Annotated in this window: 18 protein-coding genes and 1 tRNA gene; 14 read left to right on the plus strand and 5 right to left on the minus strand. The window is 29.5% G+C overall.

The features are described 5' to 3' along the window. The first annotated feature begins 7 nt into the window (after positions 1 to 7). The gene (locus BWR22_RS09245) at positions 8 to 397 is read left to right on the plus strand and encodes an acyl-CoA thioesterase (RefSeq protein ID WP_076733401.1); all 390 of its coding nucleotides are present in this window, start codon (positions 8 to 10) and stop codon (positions 395 to 397) included. Positions 398 to 493: 96 nt separating this feature from the next. Next, a tRNA-Ser gene (locus tag BWR22_RS09250) sits at positions 494 to 578 on the plus strand. A gap of 194 nt (positions 579 to 772) precedes the next feature. Here BWR22_RS09250 and BWR22_RS09255 read toward each other — a convergent pair. Continuing rightward, complete coding sequence (locus BWR22_RS09255) at positions 773 to 2587, minus strand: sodium:solute symporter family protein (protein WP_076733402.1); 1815 nt, start codon at positions 2585 to 2587, stop codon at positions 773 to 775. A 127-nt stretch (positions 2588 to 2714) separates the two neighbouring features. Further along, on the minus strand, positions 2715 to 3551 hold the full coding sequence (locus BWR22_RS09260; protein ID WP_076733403.1) for a universal stress protein: 837 nt from the start codon (positions 3549 to 3551) through the stop codon (positions 2715 to 2717). A gap of 125 nt (positions 3552 to 3676) precedes the next feature. Between BWR22_RS09260 and BWR22_RS09265 the strand changes: the two genes are divergently transcribed. Together BWR22_RS09265 and BWR22_RS09270 are read left to right on the plus strand one after the other, a co-directional pair. Next, complete coding sequence (locus BWR22_RS09265) at positions 3677 to 4546, plus strand: DUF3298 domain-containing protein (RefSeq protein WP_076733404.1); 870 nt, start codon at positions 3677 to 3679, stop codon at positions 4544 to 4546. Positions 4547 to 4571: 25 nt separating this feature from the next. Then, positions 4572 to 5027, plus strand: coding sequence for a pyridoxamine 5'-phosphate oxidase family protein (locus tag BWR22_RS09270; protein ID WP_076733405.1), 456 nt, complete (start codon positions 4572 to 4574; stop codon positions 5025 to 5027). 9 nt (positions 5028 to 5036) lie between these two features. Here BWR22_RS09270 and BWR22_RS09275 read toward each other — a convergent pair whose 3' ends face one another. After that, entirely contained in the window at positions 5037 to 5240 is a 204-nt protein-coding gene (locus tag BWR22_RS09275; protein WP_076733406.1) for a hypothetical protein, read from the minus strand. Between the two features lie 124 nt (positions 5241 to 5364). On the opposite strand from BWR22_RS09275, the gene BWR22_RS09280 reads away from it, so the two are divergent. Continuing rightward, positions 5365 to 6192 (plus strand): universal stress protein, encoded by an 828-nt coding sequence (locus BWR22_RS09280; protein ID WP_076733407.1) that lies wholly within the window; start codon positions 5365 to 5367, stop codon positions 6190 to 6192. Between the two features lie 19 nt (positions 6193 to 6211). Here the strand turns inward: BWR22_RS09280 and BWR22_RS09285 are convergent, their stop codons facing one another. Further along, entirely contained in the window at positions 6212 to 6901 is a 690-nt protein-coding gene (locus tag BWR22_RS09285) for a Crp/Fnr family transcriptional regulator (RefSeq protein WP_076733408.1), read from the minus strand. Between the two features lie 184 nt (positions 6902 to 7085). Here BWR22_RS09285 and BWR22_RS09290 point away from each other — a divergent pair, with 184 nt between their 5' ends. The 9 genes from BWR22_RS09290 (at position 7086) to BWR22_RS14430 (ending at position 16003) form a co-directional block, all read left to right on the plus strand. Next, the gene (locus BWR22_RS09290; RefSeq protein WP_076733409.1) at positions 7086 to 9485 is read left to right on the plus strand and encodes a heavy metal translocating P-type ATPase; all 2400 of its coding nucleotides are present in this window, start codon (positions 7086 to 7088) and stop codon (positions 9483 to 9485) included. Between the two features lie 103 nt (positions 9486 to 9588). Next, positions 9589 to 9795, plus strand: a complete 207-nt coding sequence (gene ccoS / locus BWR22_RS09295) for a cbb3-type cytochrome oxidase assembly protein CcoS (RefSeq protein ID WP_076733410.1) — start codon at positions 9589 to 9591, stop codon at positions 9793 to 9795. An 11-nt stretch (positions 9796 to 9806) separates the two neighbouring features. Beyond that, positions 9807 to 12005 (plus strand): cytochrome-c oxidase, cbb3-type subunit I, encoded by a 2199-nt coding sequence (ccoN, locus tag BWR22_RS09300; protein ID WP_076733411.1) that lies wholly within the window; start codon positions 9807 to 9809, stop codon positions 12003 to 12005. 5 nt (positions 12006 to 12010) lie between these two features. Then, entirely contained in the window at positions 12011 to 12205 is a 195-nt protein-coding gene (locus BWR22_RS09305; RefSeq protein WP_076733412.1) for a cbb3-type cytochrome c oxidase subunit 3, read from the plus strand. 2 nt (positions 12206 to 12207) lie between these two features. After that, on the plus strand, positions 12208 to 13191 hold the full coding sequence (locus BWR22_RS09310) for a cbb3-type cytochrome c oxidase N-terminal domain-containing protein (RefSeq protein WP_076733413.1): 984 nt from the start codon (positions 12208 to 12210) through the stop codon (positions 13189 to 13191). A 39-nt stretch (positions 13192 to 13230) separates the two neighbouring features. Continuing rightward, positions 13231 to 14652, plus strand: coding sequence for a cytochrome c oxidase accessory protein CcoG (gene ccoG / locus BWR22_RS09315; protein WP_076733414.1), 1422 nt, complete (start codon positions 13231 to 13233; stop codon positions 14650 to 14652). A gap of 18 nt (positions 14653 to 14670) precedes the next feature. Continuing rightward, complete coding sequence (locus BWR22_RS09320; RefSeq protein WP_076733415.1) at positions 14671 to 15117, plus strand: FixH family protein; 447 nt, start codon at positions 14671 to 14673, stop codon at positions 15115 to 15117. After that, entirely contained in the window at positions 15118 to 15825 is a 708-nt protein-coding gene (locus BWR22_RS09325; protein WP_076733416.1) for a sulfite exporter TauE/SafE family protein, read from the plus strand. Positions 15826 to 15853: 28 nt separating this feature from the next. After that, complete coding sequence (locus BWR22_RS14430; RefSeq protein ID WP_170148495.1) at positions 15854 to 16003, plus strand: hypothetical protein; 150 nt, start codon at positions 15854 to 15856, stop codon at positions 16001 to 16003. A 53-nt stretch (positions 16004 to 16056) separates the two neighbouring features. On the opposite strand, the gene hemN is transcribed toward BWR22_RS14430, so the two are convergent. Further along, positions 16057 to 17421, minus strand: a complete 1365-nt coding sequence (gene hemN / locus BWR22_RS09330) for an oxygen-independent coproporphyrinogen III oxidase (RefSeq protein ID WP_076733417.1) — start codon at positions 17419 to 17421, stop codon at positions 16057 to 16059. Positions 17422 to 17605: the final 184 nt, after the last annotated feature.

Raw genomic sequence — 17605 nt, forward strand, 5'->3', positions numbered from 1 at the left:
TATAGATATGAAATCTAAAGAAGAATTAATAAAAGAATCTGAAACAAGAATATTTAAAGCAATTTTTCCAAATACAACTAATCACTATAATACTTTATTTGGAGGTACTGCTTTACACATGATGGATGAAGCTTCCTTTATTTGTGCCACAAGATTTAGTAGAAAAAAAGTAGTAACAATATCTACAGATAAAATAGATTTCGAAAAACCAATTCCAGAAGGAACAATTGTAGAATTAGTTGCAAGAATTTATAAAGTTGGAAACACAAGTTGCACCGTAAAAGTCGATATTTTTATGGAAAACATGTATAATTATAATAGAGAATTAACAGTCACAGGATACTTTAAGTTCGTGGCAGTCAACGAACAAATGAAACCTATCCCAATTTTAAATTAATTTTTTTAAAAAAATCATAAAATTTATTTGAAAAGAAAGAAAAAGGACACTATATTTGCACCCGCATTCAGGCAAATAGCTTGATGAGGCACTCAAGGAGAATTGGCAGAGTGGTCGAATGCGGCAGTCTTGAAAACTGTTGAGGGTCACACCTCCGGGGGTTCGAATCCCTCATTCTCCGCAACTAACCTCATAATCTTTTGATTATGAGGTTTTTGTTTTTAATTTCACAATATAAATCCTATTTATTTTTAATAATTAAACCACAATATTATCTTATTTATCGATTTGGTTTATTTAAAAAAACGTTTAATTATATAAAAAAAGCCTCGTAATTTTTTAATTACGAGGCTTTTATGTTTTTCTTTATGTTTTTTACAAAATTTTTGAACTAACACGCTTCCACACCTTAATTAAAAACAATCCTGAAACTAGCGCTACAACTGTTAATACAAATGCTAAATTATAATCTCCATAAATATAATAACCTGTTGCAAACATGCAACTGTATATTAGTACACAGCCTAAAATCATAGCTAATAGACCAGAAGGAACACTCCAAACATAATTATTATTTTTTAAGCTTATACCTTGCTCTTCTGCTTCAAAAACAACTTTTTTCCAACCTGGACCACCTGGTTGTATTTTTTTATAAAACTGCTGAAGTACTTCTTTACTTTCAGGTTGCGTTGCATAGGTAGCAATAAGCCAAATTATAGTAGTAATTACAACAACAAATGGATATTGATAATACTCTGCAAAAACACCAGAATCCACTCCAAAAAGGTATACACCTATTGGTGTTAATTTTAATAGAATTGAAATAATACCAGATGCAAACATTGCTGTTATTTCACTCCAAGCATTAATTCTCCACCAAAACCAACGCAAAATAAAAATTAAACCTGTTCCGGCTCCAAACATTAATAAAACTTCGAAAAGTTGTAATGCATTTTGAAGTAATAATGCTAATAAGGCACTTAAAACCATAAGTACAACTGTAGAAACTCTACCAATAAATACAAGCTTTTTTTCTGAAGCATTTGGGTTTATTTGTTGCTTGTAAAAATCGTATACCATGTATGATGATCCCCAATTTAATTGTGTAGAAATTGTAGACATATAAGCAGCAACTAACGACGTTAATACTAAACCTAAAAGACCACTTGGTAATTTTGTTAACATGGCTGAGTAAGCTAAATCATGACCTAATTTACTTTCTGTAATATTTGGAAAAGCCTCTTGAATACTTGCCAAGTCTGGAAATACAACTATAGATGCTAACGCAACTAAAATCCATGGCCAAGGACGCAATGCGTAGTGCATTATATTAAAGAAAAAAGTTGCACCAATGGCATGATTTTCATCTTTTGCAGCGAGCATTCGTTGTGCAATATATCCTCCTCCTCCAGGTTCTGCACCTGGATACCACGAACTCCACCATTGCACTGCTAACGGAATTATAAAAAGTGTTATTAATGCATTTGTATTATTAAAATCTGGTAAAATAGAAAGCTTTTTAGAAACATTTTCATTACTTAATAGAGCATCTAACCCACCTACCTCAGGTATGTTTATTAAATAATATGCTGCTCCAATAGCTCCACCCATAGCAACAAAAAATAAAATAAAATCTGTATATACAACGCCTCTAAAACCTCCTAAAGCACTAAATAAAACGGTTATTAATCCTGCACTAATAACAGTTTCCCATGGTTCAAGACCTAACATTATACCTCCAATTTTAATGGCTGCTAACGTAACCGAAGACATTATTATTACATTAAAAATAACACCTAAATAAACGGCTCTAAATTTTCTTAAAAATTGGGCTGGCTTACCTCCGTATCTAAATTCATAAAATTCTATATCTGTTTTCACGTTAGATTTTCGCCATAATTTAGCATATACAAATACGGTTAATAATCCAGTAATTAAGAAAGCCCACCAAACCCAATTTCCAGAAACACCATTAGTCCTAACAATATCTGTAACTAAATTAGGTGTGTCTGTAGAAAAAGTTGTGGCAACCATAGAAACACCTAACAACCACCATGGCATTGTTCTACCTGAAAGAAAAAACTCTGAAGAATTTTTACTAGATTTTTTTGAAACATATATTCCTATGGATAATGTTATTACAAAAAATACTATTATTAAAGCATAGTCTAATGTGCTTAATGATACCATATTTCAATTATTTGGTTAATTATATAAAATCTATTTTTTAAAATTTTATAGTTTGGTTAGCCCAATGTATTGAAATTTTATGAAACGATTTAAAATAGTTTTAAATTAAAATAGTTACACCTAAAATTTAATTTTGAAGTACTAAAAATGGAATTTTAATATTTAACTCTAAATTTTCAATCTTAGAATTTTTTAGCATATTCTCTAAATAAGACTGCCTATGGTTTATCATGACTAATAAATCTATATTTTTTGTTTCTATTGTTTTTTCTATTGTTTTTACAACATCTATTTCTGGTAACTGAAAAAAATCAATAAAATTATCTTTAAAACAATAGCTTAAAAAGGCTTTATTATCTTCTTGCCTATAAGACATTTTTTTAAGTGTAGAAACATATAAAAAATGAATTTTACACACATAATTTTTAGCAATGTTACTTACTAACTTGAAAGCTCTTTTATTAAAAGGAATGTTATAATCTGTAGGAAATAAAATATGTTTTGGGTGCATATCTTTATAACTTAAAGGCACAGATAGTATAGGACAATTAACATATTTAATTAAATTAATTGTATTACTGCCAAACGCATTATTTACATTATTTGTTTTTCCTTTTGTTCCAATAACTACTAAGTCTGCCTCCTCTTTTTTAATAAGGTCATTTACAGATTCTACAATACTATTAAAAATGGAAATACTTTTATAATTATGTCTCGGGTTAGGAGATTTTTCTAGCATTTGTGTTATAATTTTCTGTAATTTACTATCTGCTTCTTGTTTAATTTTATCTCGATACTTTTCAAAATAATCTCTAGAAAGCTCTTCAGTATTGTTATAAACTTCAGTAGCATAGGCATGAACAATGGTAAAATCGCATTTTTCGTATTTCATTAATTCTAAGGCATAATAAATTGCATTTTTAGAGGTCTCAGAAAAATCTGTAGGAATAATTATTTTAATCATTTTCTTTAAATATTAAATGGTTACATCTTAAAATTAAAACAGAAATACCTTAAAAAAGATGATTTATATCATGTTTAAAAAAAATATATAGCGCTAATTTTGAGATTGTTAAAAAGCTATTTATTATGAAAAACCTTAAAGTAGTTCTTGTTTTTTGTCTTCTTTTAAATTGTAAAACAGATTATAAAAAAGAAATTAAAGATTATAACATTGATCCTGTTCAAGAAAAGATTATAGACACTTCTAAAGCTGAAGAAAAAGATTTAAAAAATAATAAATCTATTGCCATAGAAATAAAACAAAAAAAACTAATTAATAAAAAAGACGAAAGAATTGATCTTGAAACTTTAATTAAAGAAAAAACTTTTTTTAAGGAAAAAGAAAACTATACTATAAATTTCACTTATCCAGAGCTAAATGAAAAATTAAATCCTAAGTACGAGAATTTTAACAATTATATTAAAGATTTTTATTTAAACATTTCTGGAACCGAAGCCTCTATTTTAGAAAAAAAACAAAAATGCGATAGTATTACTCTAAAAAACTTTAAAGAAAGCAGACTAATAAATTATAAAATATATAGTGTAAATAACAATTTGGTAAGTGTAGTTTTTTACAAAGAAAATTTTTATTCTGGAACATTACATCCTAGTTTTAGTTTTAACTGTATGAATTTTGATTTAAATCGAGGTGTTTTTATGACCTATAAAGATTTCTTTTTAAACGATAGTGAAACAGATTTTACAAACATTTTAAATCACGAAATATCTAATAAAATTAACAAAGGAGAATTGTATTATGATTGTTGGGAACTCTCCTTAGACAACTTTTTAAACCATAAAAATAATTTTGTTTTAAATGAAACCTATGTAGAGTATTATTTCGATGATTGTGTAATGTGTCCATCTTACACAGGAAGTTATTCGGTAAAAATACCATTAGTAAAATTACTATCGGTTTTAAAGAAACATGAGTTTAATCCATTAGAATTTTAAATATTATTCACTAAATAAAAAAATTATGATAAAAAATTTAGATACTAAAGAGTGTGAGTTCATTTTAAACAGAAATTACGTTGGCTACTTAGCATATAACTATTTAAATAAGCCTTATGTACTACCTATAACCTATTTTTATAATAAAGAACAACATAATATAATTTGTTATTCTGCAAAAGGTCATAAAATTGATGCGTTAAGAAAAAATAACGCTGTTTCTATGTGCGTTACAACCATATCTGCAATAAACGATTGGAAATCTATTATGGTACATGGTAAATACAAAGAGCAATCTGGTAGTGGTGCACTTGCTTTACTACACCAGTTTTCACTTGGTGTAAAAGATTTAATAAATAAAAATGAAAATAAAAGTTTAGATTATATTAATCAGTTTTCTAGTAAAATATCGTCTGAAGATTTACCAATAATTTACACAATAGAAATTGAAGATATTACCGGTAAAATGAGAATATTATAAGTTTTTTTTTCACAAAAACACGAACTCTATAGCAGTTCCAAAAATTATAAGTTTTTCTCGTAAACCTTCTACCGCATTATGTGTGGTGAACTCGAAAATAATTTTATTATTAGATGCATCTTCTATTAAATTAGAAATACCTTGAGTATTAATAAGACACTCTTTAATAGAAATATAATACTCTGTACTTTTAGTAATTACAGCAGCTTTCATTTAATTTATAATTTTCATTTTGGTAAAACTAAAAATATAATAAGTCTTGTAATATGACTTTTATCATCTTAATAAAAAAAAAGCAAACTTACCTTTGGAGTATATTAATACAAACACTAAAACAATGAAAAAAATATTAGTTCCCGTAGATTTCTCAGAATATTCAGAAAATGCATTAAAAGTTGCTGCAACAATAGCTAAAAAACAGCATGCAGAAATTGTAGCTGTACATATGCTAGGTCTTAGTGATGCTGTAATTACAAAAGAAGACGACTCCATGGAAGGTATGTTTTTTGTACAATTAACAAAAAAACGTTTTGCCGAGTTTTTAGATAAAAATTATTTAGATGGTATCACTATTCATCAAACTGTTAAAAACTATAAAGTTTTTAGTGAAATAGACGATGTCGCTAAAGAATACGAAGCAGACCTTATTGTAATGGGTTCTCATGGAAGTAGTGGTTTAACCGAGGTATTTGTTGGATCTAACACAGAAAAAGTAGTCCGCACAGCTTCGGTACCAGTATTAGTTATTAAAGAAAAAAGCGATTTTAATATTAAAAGAGCAGTGTTTGCAAGCGATTATAGGTTAGAAAGCCTTGAGGTTTTTAATAAAACTACTAACTTATTTAAAAAATTAGGGATAGAAGTAAAATTACTTTTTGTTAATCTTCCTGGAGAATATTATTTAAGCACAAACGAAATAGAGCAACGTATAACTAATTTTTTAGTGCACCTACATAAAGATGATAATATTTTACCCGAAGATATTGCAATCTATTCAGACTACTCGGTAGAAAAAGGTGTTTTTAATTATGCAAAAAGAGTAAAAGCAGATATTATTGGAATTCCAACTCATGGAAGAAAAGGACTAGCACATTTTTTCTCTGGTAGTATAAGTGAAGATATTGTAAACCACTCTAAACTTCCTGTATTAACCGTTAAAATATAAAATAAATAGTTTTAAAATTTTAAAAGCCTTCTATTAAACGATAGAGGGCTTTTTTATCTTCTATTTTAATGCGTTTTCCATCTGTAGCAATTAAATTTTCTTTTTTAAATGAAGATAGCGTTCTTATACATGCTTCTTTTGCTGTACCAACAATATTAGCAATATCCTCTCGTGTAAGCGTTATAGAAATATATCCTTCGTTATCTTTACCAAAATTATCCTCAAGATATTTAATAGTTTCGGCAACACGTTGTCTAACCGTTTTTTGTGCCATATTAACTATTATATTATCTGCAAACTTTAAATCGCTGGCAATATGCACTAATACAGCTTTTGTAAATTCTACATTGTTATTTAAACTCTCTTGAAGATGTTGTTTGGGTATATAACAAACTTCCATATCATTTAATGCAACAGCACTTAAATTAGTCGATTCGTCTGAAATTACAGAACGTTGTCCCAAAACCTCTCCTTTTGTAGCAATTTTTACAATTTGGTCTTTACCATTGTTACTCATTTTAGACAATTTAGAGACACCACTTCGTACACAAAAAACGCCGTTAAGCTTCTCTCCTTCTGCAAATAAAGTTTCTCCTTTTTTTACAATTTTTGAAACTTTACTATCCGAAATTCGCTTTAACTCTTCCTTTTTTAAAGCTTTAAGCGAGTTTAATTCTCTAATTATACAATTCTCACAACGACCATGCATTCTTTCTAATTTTTCTACTGCTAAAGATACGCAAATCTATTCACGATATATAATAAATACCTCTATAAATCTAAGTAAAGAATGACAAATGTCATTTTTTAGGGTTTACTATTTAAAGACCTTTGTATTAGGTATAACAATACTAATTAATAGAGATTAATTGGTATGAGCAAATAATATAATTATGGAAAATTGTTTCCATTGTGGAGATGAGTGCAAAACAGTAATCAATCATCACAATAAATCTTTTTGTTGTAACGGTTGTAAAACTGTTTTCGATATTTTAAATGATAACGATTTATCTTATTATTATGATATAGAACAGTCACCAGGTACTACTCCATTTTTTAAAGAAGGAAAATTTGATTTTCTTGAAAATAAAGAAATTACCTCTAAACTTTTAGAGTTTAACGAGCAAGGTACACAAGTAGTTTCATTATTAATTCCAACAATACATTGTAGTTCTTGTATATGGGTTTTAGAGAACCTCAACAAACTTAATCCAGCAATAAAAACGGCACAAGTAAATTTTCCTAAAAAAACGGTAAGGATTACTTTTTCTTCTGAAGAAATTACACTTAAAAACTTAGTTGTTTTATTATCTAAATTAGGTTACGAACCATACATTTCTCTAGATGATGCAACTAAAAAAAGTAAAAAAACCGATAGAAGTTTAATTTATAAACTAGGTGTTGCTGGTTTTGCTTTTGGAAACATTATGTTTCTTTCCTTTCCAGAATATTTCGAGGTTAACGAGTTTTGGTTAGATAAATTTAAATCTGTCTTTAGGTGGTTAATGTTTGCATTTGCCTTACCAGTTGCATTATATTCAGGTCAAGATTATTTTATTTCTGCTTACAAAGGATTACGTTCTAAAATATTAAATATCGATGTACCAATAGCCATTGGTATTTCTGTTTTATTTATAAGATCTACAATAGAAATTATTTTCGACTATGGAACAGGTTTTTTTGACAGTATGTCGGGCTTGGTATTTTTTCTATTACTAGGCAAATTTTTTCAGAAAAAAACCTACGCATTTTTATCTTTCGAGCGCGACTACAAATCTTATTTCCCAATTGCAGTAACACGACTAATAAAAATTAATCTTACAATTAAAGAAGAACAAGCTCAAGTTTACGAGCTTAAAAAAGGAGATAGAATACTTATTAGAAATGAAGAACTGCTTCCTGTAGATGCAATATTAATAAAAGGAAATGCTTTAATAGATTATAGTTTTGTTACTGGCGAAGCAGAACCTATTACAAAAACATCTGGAGAACACTTATTTGCGGGAGGAAGACAACAAGCTGGATCTATTGAAGTAGAAGTTTTAAAACCTGTAGAGCAAAGCTATCTTACACAACTTTGGTCTAACGAGATTTTTAGTAAAAATAAGCAAAGTCATTTTCAATCTTTAACAGATGGTATTAGTAAGCGTTTTACATTAAGTCTTCTATTTATAGCATTTATAGCAACTTTTGTTTGGTTATTTATAGACTCATATATTGCTTTAAATGTATTTACATCGGTTTTAATTGTAGCATGTCCTTGTGCCATTGCTTTAGCCGCTCCTTTTACATTAGGTAATTTATTACGCATTTTTGGTCGTAATAAACTCTACATTAAAAACAGTGCAGTTATAGAACAGTTAGCGCATATAGACACTGTTGTTTTTGATAAAACAGGAACGCTTACTACAAATACTAAAAATACAATAACTTATGAAGGTATTTCTCTTACCGAAGAAGAAGAGACATTACTTACAAGTACGCTTAGAGCATCAAACCATCCATTAAGCAGATCTCTATATGCTATTTTAGATAAAAATAATATTCAACCTTTAGATACTTTTAAAGAAGATATAGGACAAGGTATTACCGGTAAAATTAACAATCAAGAGATTAAAGTGGGTTCCTTTGGTTATGTTGAGAACAAAAATGAAATTTCACAATCTAAAGCACAACAACGTACAGCTATTCATATTAGCAATAACAATAAGTACAAAGGATGTTATGTGTTTTATAATGAATACAGAGATGGTGTTAAGGAAGTATTTAACACACTTAAAAAAAATTATAATCTAGTCATTCTTTCAGGCGATAATGATGGCGAAAAAGAACATCTTAAAAAATTATTGCCAAAAAACACAACATTATTATTTAATCAGAAACCAGAAGACAAATTAAACTATATAAAACAACAGCAACAAAACGGAAAAAACGTATTAATGCTAGGAGATGGACTTAACGATGCAGGAGCTTTAGCTCAAAGTAATGTTGGCTTTTCAATTTCAGAAAACGTAAACATTTTTTCTCCAGCTTGCGATGGTATTTTAGATGCTTCAAAATTTAAAGATATACCAAATTTTTTATCGCTTTCAAACCAAGGTATTACAATTATTAAATACGCTTTTATTTTTTCTTTAATCTATAATTTAATTGGATTAGGTTTTGCTATCACAGGTCATTTAAAACCTGTTGTGGCAGCCATTTTAATGCCTTTAAGTTCTATAAGTATTGTTGTTTTCACAACATTAGCTACCTATTACATTGGAAAAAAATTACTGCCTAAAAAAACTTAATCTTAATTAACTAAAACTATTTAAAATAAACTTTGAAACATGATAATTGTCATCTTTTTTAAACCTCAACAGCGCTAATTTTACAAAATAATTCAGGTAAGGTATGAGTATTATTTATATGCTTTTAGCAATTAGTGTTTTGGTAGCATTAATATTTTTTACAGTCTTTATAGTATCTGTAAAAAGTGGACAGTATGATGACATGTATACACCTTCTGTAAGAATGCTTTTTGAGGATGAAATTGTTAAAGAGAAAAACAAAAAAACAAAGTCTAAAGACAACATAAAACCAATTATATATAAAGAATAACTAAAGTAACTATGGAATTACAAAAATTTTATTACGATAATAAAATCGTTAGCAAATTCATTATCGCTACACTCGTTTGGGGAATTGTAGGCATGTCAGTAGGTTTATTACTTGCTTTTATGTTCTTGTTTCCTAACCTTACAGATGGTATTTCTTGGCTAAGCTTTGGACGTTTACGTCCATTACATACAAACGCAGTAATTTTTGCCTTTGTTGGTAATGCTATTTTTGCAGGTGTCTACTACTCTACTCAACGTTTGTTAAAAGCACGTATGTGGAAAGACTGGTTGAGTAATCTTAATTTTTGGGGATGGCAAGCCATTATTGTTGGTGCTGCTATTACATTACCTTTAGGTTACACTACGTCTAAAGAATATGCCGAATTAGAGTGGCCTTTTGATATTGCTATTGCATTAATATGGGTTGTATTTGGTGCTAATTTAATTGGTACTATTCTTAAAAGAAGACAACGTCATTTATACGTTGCTATCTGGTTTTATTTAGCAACATTTGTAACTGTTGCAGTTTTGCATATTGTAAATAGTATGGAAATAGCTGTAAGTGCATTTAAAAGCTACTCTGCTTATGCAGGCGTTCAAGATGCATTAGTACAATGGTGGTACGGCCATAATGCAGTGGCGTTTTTTTTAACAACACCTTTTTTAGGTTTAATGTATTACTATGTTCCTAAAGCTGCTAATAGACCTGTCTATTCTTATAGGCTATCTATTGTACATTTTTGGTCTTTAATCTTTATTTACATTTGGGCTGGACCACACCATTTATTATACTCTGCTCTTCCAGATTGGGCACAAAATTTAGGTGTAGCTTTTTCAGTTATGTTAATTGCTCCTTCTTGGGGAGGTATGATTAATGGGTTATTAACCTTACGTGGTGCTTGGGATAAAGTACGTACAGATCCTGTTCTTAAATTTATGGTTGTGGCTATTACTGGATACGGTATGGCAACGTTTGAAGGCCCGATGTTATCATTAAAAAATGTAAATGCTATAGCGCACTTTAGCGATTGGATTATTGCACACGTTCACGTTGGTGCATTAGCATGGAATGGTTTCTTAACCTTTGGTATGATTTACTGGATGGTACCAAAACTCTTTAAAACAAAACTATGGTCGCTTAAGTTAGCCAATGTACATTTTTGGATAGGTACTTTAGGTATTATTTTATACGCTTTACCATTATATGTTGCAGGTTTTGTACAAGCATCTATGTGGAAACAGTTTAATCCAGATGGTACATTAACTTATGGAAACTTTTTAGAAACTGTAACGCAAATTATGCCAATGTACTGGATGCGTGCCATTGGAGGAACTTTATTTATTACAGGAGCCCTAATAGGAGTGTATAATGTTATTATGACAGCGCGTTCTGGTGTAAAAGTAACAGATGAGTTAGCAGAATCTGCTCCATTACAAAAAGTAACTAAAAAACGTACAAATAAAGAAGGCTACCATACATGGTTAGAAAGACGCCCAGTTAAATTAACTATTTATGCTACAATAGCAATTTTAATTGGTGGAGCGGTACAAATTGTTCCATCATTAATTGTCGATGATTATATACCTGTTATATCAAGTGTTAAGCCTTATTCTCCACTCGAACTTGAAGGTAGAGATATATATATTAGAGAAGGCTGTGTAGGCTGTCATTCACAAATGGTAAGACCTTTTAGAAGTGAAGTTGAGCGTTATGGAGAATACTCTAAAGCAGGAGAATATGTTTACGATCATCCATTTCTTTGGGGAAGTAAACGTACAGGTCCAGATTTACTACGTGTTGGTGGAAAATATAGTGATAATTGGCATTTAAATCACTTTTACGACCCTCAAAGCACCTCATCAGGTTCAATTATGCCATCATACAAATGGTTAATTAAAAACAAGCTTGATAAAAGTTTAACAGAAGCAAAAATGGAAGCTATGGTAACTTTAGGTGTACCATATAGCAAAGAAGATATTGCTAAAGCTCAAAAATGGATGACAGAACAAGGTGCCCAAATTGAAAAAAACCTTTATAGTGATCCAGATTTCGCAAAAACTTATGAGGCAGATAAAAAATATGCAAAGGAAAATGGAGAAGATTTTGTAGAGATGCGCAATCGTGAAGTTGTCGCTGTAATAGCATATTTACAACGTTTAGGAACAGATATTAAAATTAAAAACGCAAACGAAACTGCACTAAATCAATAATAGCCATGTTTAAATTTGTAAAAGGAAATTTAGAACAAATAGATGGAGTAGAAATATATCCTATTATATCACTTTTAATATTCTTCATCTTTTTCGCAGGATTATTTCTGTGGGTTTTTACAGCTAAAAAATCGCATATAGAAACGGTTAGTAATATTCCGCTTCAAGACGACACCATTAATACTAATAACGACGATTAAATATGAAAACTACAGCATCATTATTAAGACTATTACTCTTTTTTGTTTTAGCCATAATTTTAATTGAATGGGTTTATAACACTGGAGAAGAATGGGCAATGCTTACTCAACCTGTATTTTGGGCCATTATTGGAACAGCAATGTTATTTGCCATCGCCTTTGAAATATGTATAGAAGCTTTAAAAACCGTATTATTTAAAACGCTTACAGAAGAGCAAAAAGCAACTTACTTATCTCAACAAGCTATTAAAAGAGAAAATCAATTTAAATGGATTAGAGAAACTTATAAAAAATCTTTAGGTACAAAAAGAATTGAAGAAGAACATGAAATAATTTTAGATCATGATTACGATGGTATTAAAGAATTAGATAACAATTTACCACCATGGTGGGTTTATATGTTTTATGCTACAATAATATTTGCTGCAATATATTGGGTGCGTTTTGAAATTGTAAACGATTACAACCAAAAAGAAGAATACGATTTAGCAGTTGCTGAAGCTAAAATTGCAATTGAAGAATGGAAAAAAACTGCAAAAGACCTAGTCGATGTTAATACTGTAACTATTTTAACAGATCCTTCAGATATTAAAGCAGGACAAAACATTTTTACAGCCAACTGTGTAGCTTGCCATAAAGCCGATGGTGGTGGCGGTATTGGACCAAATTTAACAGACGATTACTGGATTTTAGGTGGTGGTATTAAAAACGTATTCCATACAATATCTGAAGGTGGTCGTGCTGGAAAAGGTATGATTTCGTGGAAAACAGATCTTAAACCAGCAGAAATGGCACAGGTAGCTAGCTATGTTTTAAGTTTACATGGTACTACACCTGCAGAGCCAAAAGATCCGGAAGGAGAAATTTGGATAGATCCAAATGCTCCAGTAGAAGAAGTAAAAGTAGAAATTATAGACAGCACAAATACCGAGGTAAAAATACTTATAGAAAATCAACCAGTTACAGATGATGTAATAAAAAATTGAAAACAAGAAATCTAGTAAAAAAGAGTAATTAATAGCACAATGGCAGAGCAAGGTCGAGATAATTTTAGAGATACTATTGGCACACTAAACAAAGAAGGTAAGCGTGCATGGGTATTCCCTAAAAAGCCAGATGGCAAATGGTATACATACAGAAAATATGTTAGTTATGTATTATTAGCCTTCTTGTTCTCTGCTCCATTTATTAAAATTAATGGCAATCAATTTTTAATGTTTAATGTATTAGAACGCCGTTTTAATATTTTTGGATTTCCATTTTGGCCACAAGATTTTCATCTATTTGTAATCATGATGATTATTGGTGTGGTATTCGTTATTCTTTTTACAGTAGCATTTGGCCGTTTATTTTGCGGTTGGGTTTGCCCACAAACTATTTTCATGGAAATGATTTTTAGACGTATAGAATATTGGATAGATGGAGACAGAGGCAAACAAATCCGACTTCAAAAAATGCCATGGAATGCCGAAAAAATAAAAAAGCGCGTTTTAAAATGGAGTATCTTTTTTATAATTTCATTTTTAATTGCAAATGTATTTTTAGCTTACTTGATTGGTAGCGATCAATTAATGCGATATATCTACGAAGGGCCTTTAAAGCATTTAAGTACCTTAATTTCCTTACTCATTTTTACAGGAGTTTTCTATTTTGTTTTTGCTTGGTTTAGAGAACAAGTATGCATAATTGCCTGCCCGTACGGTAGATTACAAGGTGTACTTTTAGATAATAAATCTATTATCGTTGCTTACGATCATAAACGAGGTGAAAAAGAAACCGGACGTGCTAAATTTAAAAAAAATGAAGATAGACCAGCTTCTGGTAAAGGAGATTGTATAGATTGTTTTCAATGCGTACATGTTTGTCCAACAGGAATAGATATAAGAAATGGTACACAATTAGAATGTGTAAACTGTACAGCTTGTATAGATGCTTGCGATCATATAATGGAAAGTGTAAACTTACCAAAAGGTCTTATTCGCTATGCTAGTGAAGCTAATATTGAAAAAGAAGAGAAATTTAAATTTACTCCTCGTTTAAAAGGTTACACAGCCGTATTAGGAATTTTAATTGCAGTTTTAATAGGCATGCTTTTTTTACGTAATGATGTAGAAGCAAATATTCTAAGACTTCCTGGACAATTATACGAACATAAAGCAGGAAACATGATTAGTAATGTGTACACCTTTAAATTAGTAAATAAAACAGTAGATGATATCGAAAATGTAAGTTTTAAACTATTGTCACATAAAGGAAATATAAAATTAGTAGCTCATGATGGCTTTAAAGTTAAAGCAAAAGCTTTTGCTGAAGGTACTCTTTTTGTAGAAGTTAATGCAAGTGCTCTTGAAGGAGATAAAGATAGAATAGAAATAGGTATTTATAGTGGAGACCAATTAATAGAAACCACTACCACAGCATTTTTAGGGCCTAGAAGTTATAATTAATTATAAAACCGAAAAATTATGAAATGGAATTGGGGAACAGGAATTGTAATAGGTATAGCTGCTTTTATGAGCTTTATTCTATTTCTAGTTATTAAAATGACCACTAACGAGAAATTTAGTTTCGATTTAGTTACCGAAGAATATTATGCAAAGGAAATGTTATATCAAACAGAAATTGATGCAGAAACAAACACATATAATTTAAAAGAGAAAATTATAAGTAAAAAAACAAATGATGGATGGTTATTAATATTTCCTAAGGAATTAGAACCATCAAAAATTATAGGTAAAGTGTTCCTATATAGGCCATCTAACGAAAAACTAGATTTTAACCTTGAGTTAAAATTAACGTCTTCTCATTTGCTCATACCTGACAATAAGATGTTAGATGGCCGTTGGAACATTATTATAGATTGGGTGTACCAAGACAAACACTATTTGTATAAAAAAGAAATAACGTATTAAATGTTAATCTCGGCAATATTATTTGGTTTATTAGGAAGCTTCCACTGTGTTGGTATGTGTGGCCCTATTGCTTTTTTATTGCCTTTAGACAGGAAAAATAAAACTAAAAGCATATTACAATTATTAAGCTATCACTTTGGCCGTATACTAACATACAGCGCATTAGGTCTAATTTTTGGAATTGTTGGTAAAAGCCTTAATTTATTTGGGCTACAACAACAGTTATCTATCGTAATAGGATTATTAATGATTGTTGTAATTATAATTCCTACAAAAATTTTTAATCGTTATAATTTTTCTAAACCTATTTATAAACTTGTAGGTAAAGTTAAAAACAAAATGGGAGCTAATTTGAAAAAAAAGAATCCTAGTACTTTTTTTACCATAGGCTATCTTAACGGTTTATTACCATGCGGACTTGTTTATATGGCTATTTTTGGTGCTTTAGCAACAGGTAATGCTCTTCAAGGTAGCTTATATATGGCTTTATTTGGTCTAGGAACTATACCACTTATGACTACTGCTATTTACTTAGGCAATTTTTTAACAGTAACAGTTAAGCAGCGTGTATTAAAATTAATACCTGTTTTTGTAATAATTATTGGCTTATTTTTTATTCTTAGAGGTTTAGGTTTAGGTATCCCATATTTATCTCCGTCTAATATGGTAACTGTAGAACAAGTAACTGCAGAATACAAATGTCACTAAAAAACGTAATAATTTAAACTAAATAATGATGAAAACTTATATAATACCTTTAGTCGATTGGGGAATGGGAGCAACTTTAATTGGTGTATTTGCACTTGTATGTATTGTGTTATCTCTTGTTGTAATAAACATGGTAAAAGGAGACAAAAAAAATAAAGAAACTTCTAAAAAAGATTAATAAAAAAATGGATAGTAGAAACTATCCATTTTTTTTATTTAAGTATTTATGTTTTAAACAGTCATAGAAAAAACTTGAGTTTCTGGTTTATTTCTTTGTAATCGTCTATCAAAAGGTAAGCACACATTTCTAACAAACGGTTTTCCTTTTTCTGTTACATAAATACTTTTAGCTTCTATTTTAATAAGCCCGTCTTTTTCTAATTCTTTTAGCTTTATAAGTACATCTGGAAGTTCGTTAAAACATAAAGTAGCATCATTCCAAGAGGTTTCAAATTTACACATGAGATTTAATATGTGTTTTCTAATAATTAAATCTTCTTCATTTAAAATATGTCCTCTAAAAACTGGTATTACACCTTCATGAACAAGTGATTTATAACTTTCAACACCTTTTTCGTTTTGAGCAAAACCATACCAACTATCACTAATTGCAGAAGCGCCTAAACCAATCATAACTTTAGTATTTGTTACTGTATAGCCCATAAAATTTCGATGCAATTTTTTGTTCTTATGTGCTTGGTATAATGAGTCTTTTGATAAAGAAAAATGATCCATGCCTATTTCAAAATAACCTGCTTCAAGTAGCATTTGTTTTCCTTTTTCGTATTGTAATCTTTTTTGTGTTGCAGTAGGTAAGTCTTTTTCATTATAACCTCTTTGTCCATTTCCTTTTATCCATGGTACATGAGCATAACTATAAAAAGCAATACGCTCTGGCATTAATGTTATTGTTTTATTAATGGTATTAATAACATCTTCTACAGTTTGATATGGCAACCCAAAAATAATGTCGTGTCCAATAGATGTAAATCCTTCAGCTCTAGAATATTCTGTTACTTTTTTTACGTTTTCAAAAGGTTGGATTCTATGTATTGCTTTTTGTACTTTTAAATTATAATCTTGAACACCATAACTTACTCGTGTAAATTTAAAACCTGCAAACATCTTTAAATGTTCTTTTGTTGTATTATTGGGATGCCCTTCAAAACTTAATTCACAATTATTGCTAAATTTTCCAATTCTACTAATTGCGTTTAATAAAACAGTTATATTTTCTGGTTTAAAAAAAGTTGGCGTTCCTCCTCCAATATGGAGTTCTTTAATGTTTGGTGTTTCTCCAAGAAAGTCTTTATATAGCTTAAATTCTGCAATTAAAGATTCTATATATGGTATTTCTACTTTATGATTTTTTGTTATACGTTTATGGCAACCACAAAAAGTACACATGCTTTCGCAAAAAGGCAGATGAATGTATAAACTTACTCCATTAGTACTATTAGTTTCATCAAAACTTTTCTTTAAAGAAGCTTTCCAACGTTTTAAAGAAAAAGAATTATTGTCCCAATAAGGAACTGTAGGATAACTAGTATATCTTGGGCCTGCAACATTATATTTTGCTATTAAAGAGCTATTCATTTATTTAAAATTTTTAAACAAATTTATAGAGTAATTAAAGTTTAAAAGATGATTTATGTCATCTCAAAAAAATGGTTGTATTTAAAATTAAATAATAGTTTTATTAAATACCGTAAAGAAACTAACTATGGTTAATATATTTCATTATAAATCTTTAAACCATTATCTTTACAAGGCTAAAAAA

Origin of the sequence: Lacinutrix venerupis (assembly GCF_001971745.1) — a bacterium.
GTDB lineage: Bacteria > Bacteroidota > Bacteroidia > Flavobacteriales > Flavobacteriaceae > Lacinutrix > Lacinutrix venerupis.

Excerpts from the sequence above, each read along its gene's own strand:
- BWR22_RS09245 (WP_076733401.1), top strand. The coding sequence starts at position 8 with ATGAAATCTAAAGAAGAATTAATAAAAGAATCTGAAACAAGAATATTT.
- BWR22_RS09255 (WP_076733402.1), bottom strand. The coding sequence starts at position 2,587 with ATGGTATCATTAAGCACATTAGACTATGCTTTAATAATAGTATTTTTT.
- BWR22_RS09260 (WP_076733403.1), bottom strand. The coding sequence starts at position 3,551 with ATGATTAAAATAATTATTCCTACAGATTTTTCTGAGACCTCTAAAAAT.
- BWR22_RS09265 (WP_076733404.1), top strand. The coding sequence starts at position 3,677 with ATGAAAAACCTTAAAGTAGTTCTTGTTTTTTGTCTTCTTTTAAATTGT.
- BWR22_RS09270 (WP_076733405.1), top strand. The coding sequence starts at position 4,572 with ATGATAAAAAATTTAGATACTAAAGAGTGTGAGTTCATTTTAAACAGA.
- BWR22_RS09275 (WP_076733406.1), bottom strand. The coding sequence starts at position 5,240 with ATGAAAGCTGCTGTAATTACTAAAAGTACAGAGTATTATATTTCTATT.
- BWR22_RS09280 (WP_076733407.1), top strand. The coding sequence starts at position 5,365 with ATGAAAAAAATATTAGTTCCCGTAGATTTCTCAGAATATTCAGAAAAT.
- BWR22_RS09285 (WP_076733408.1), bottom strand. The coding sequence starts at position 6,901 with ATGCATGGTCGTTGTGAGAATTGTATAATTAGAGAATTAAACTCGCTT.
- BWR22_RS09290 (WP_076733409.1), top strand. The coding sequence starts at position 7,086 with ATGGAAAATTGTTTCCATTGTGGAGATGAGTGCAAAACAGTAATCAAT.
- ccoS (WP_076733410.1), top strand. The coding sequence starts at position 9,589 with ATGAGTATTATTTATATGCTTTTAGCAATTAGTGTTTTGGTAGCATTA.
- ccoN (WP_076733411.1), top strand. The coding sequence starts at position 9,807 with ATGGAATTACAAAAATTTTATTACGATAATAAAATCGTTAGCAAATTC.
- BWR22_RS09305 (WP_076733412.1), top strand. The coding sequence starts at position 12,011 with ATGTTTAAATTTGTAAAAGGAAATTTAGAACAAATAGATGGAGTAGAA.
- BWR22_RS09310 (WP_076733413.1), top strand. The coding sequence starts at position 12,208 with ATGAAAACTACAGCATCATTATTAAGACTATTACTCTTTTTTGTTTTA.
- ccoG (WP_076733414.1), top strand. The coding sequence starts at position 13,231 with ATGGCAGAGCAAGGTCGAGATAATTTTAGAGATACTATTGGCACACTA.
- BWR22_RS09320 (WP_076733415.1), top strand. The coding sequence starts at position 14,671 with ATGAAATGGAATTGGGGAACAGGAATTGTAATAGGTATAGCTGCTTTT.
- BWR22_RS09325 (WP_076733416.1), top strand. The coding sequence starts at position 15,118 with ATGTTAATCTCGGCAATATTATTTGGTTTATTAGGAAGCTTCCACTGT.
- BWR22_RS14430 (WP_170148495.1), top strand. The coding sequence starts at position 15,854 with ATGAAAACTTATATAATACCTTTAGTCGATTGGGGAATGGGAGCAACT.
- hemN (WP_076733417.1), bottom strand. The coding sequence starts at position 17,421 with ATGAATAGCTCTTTAATAGCAAAATATAATGTTGCAGGCCCAAGATAT.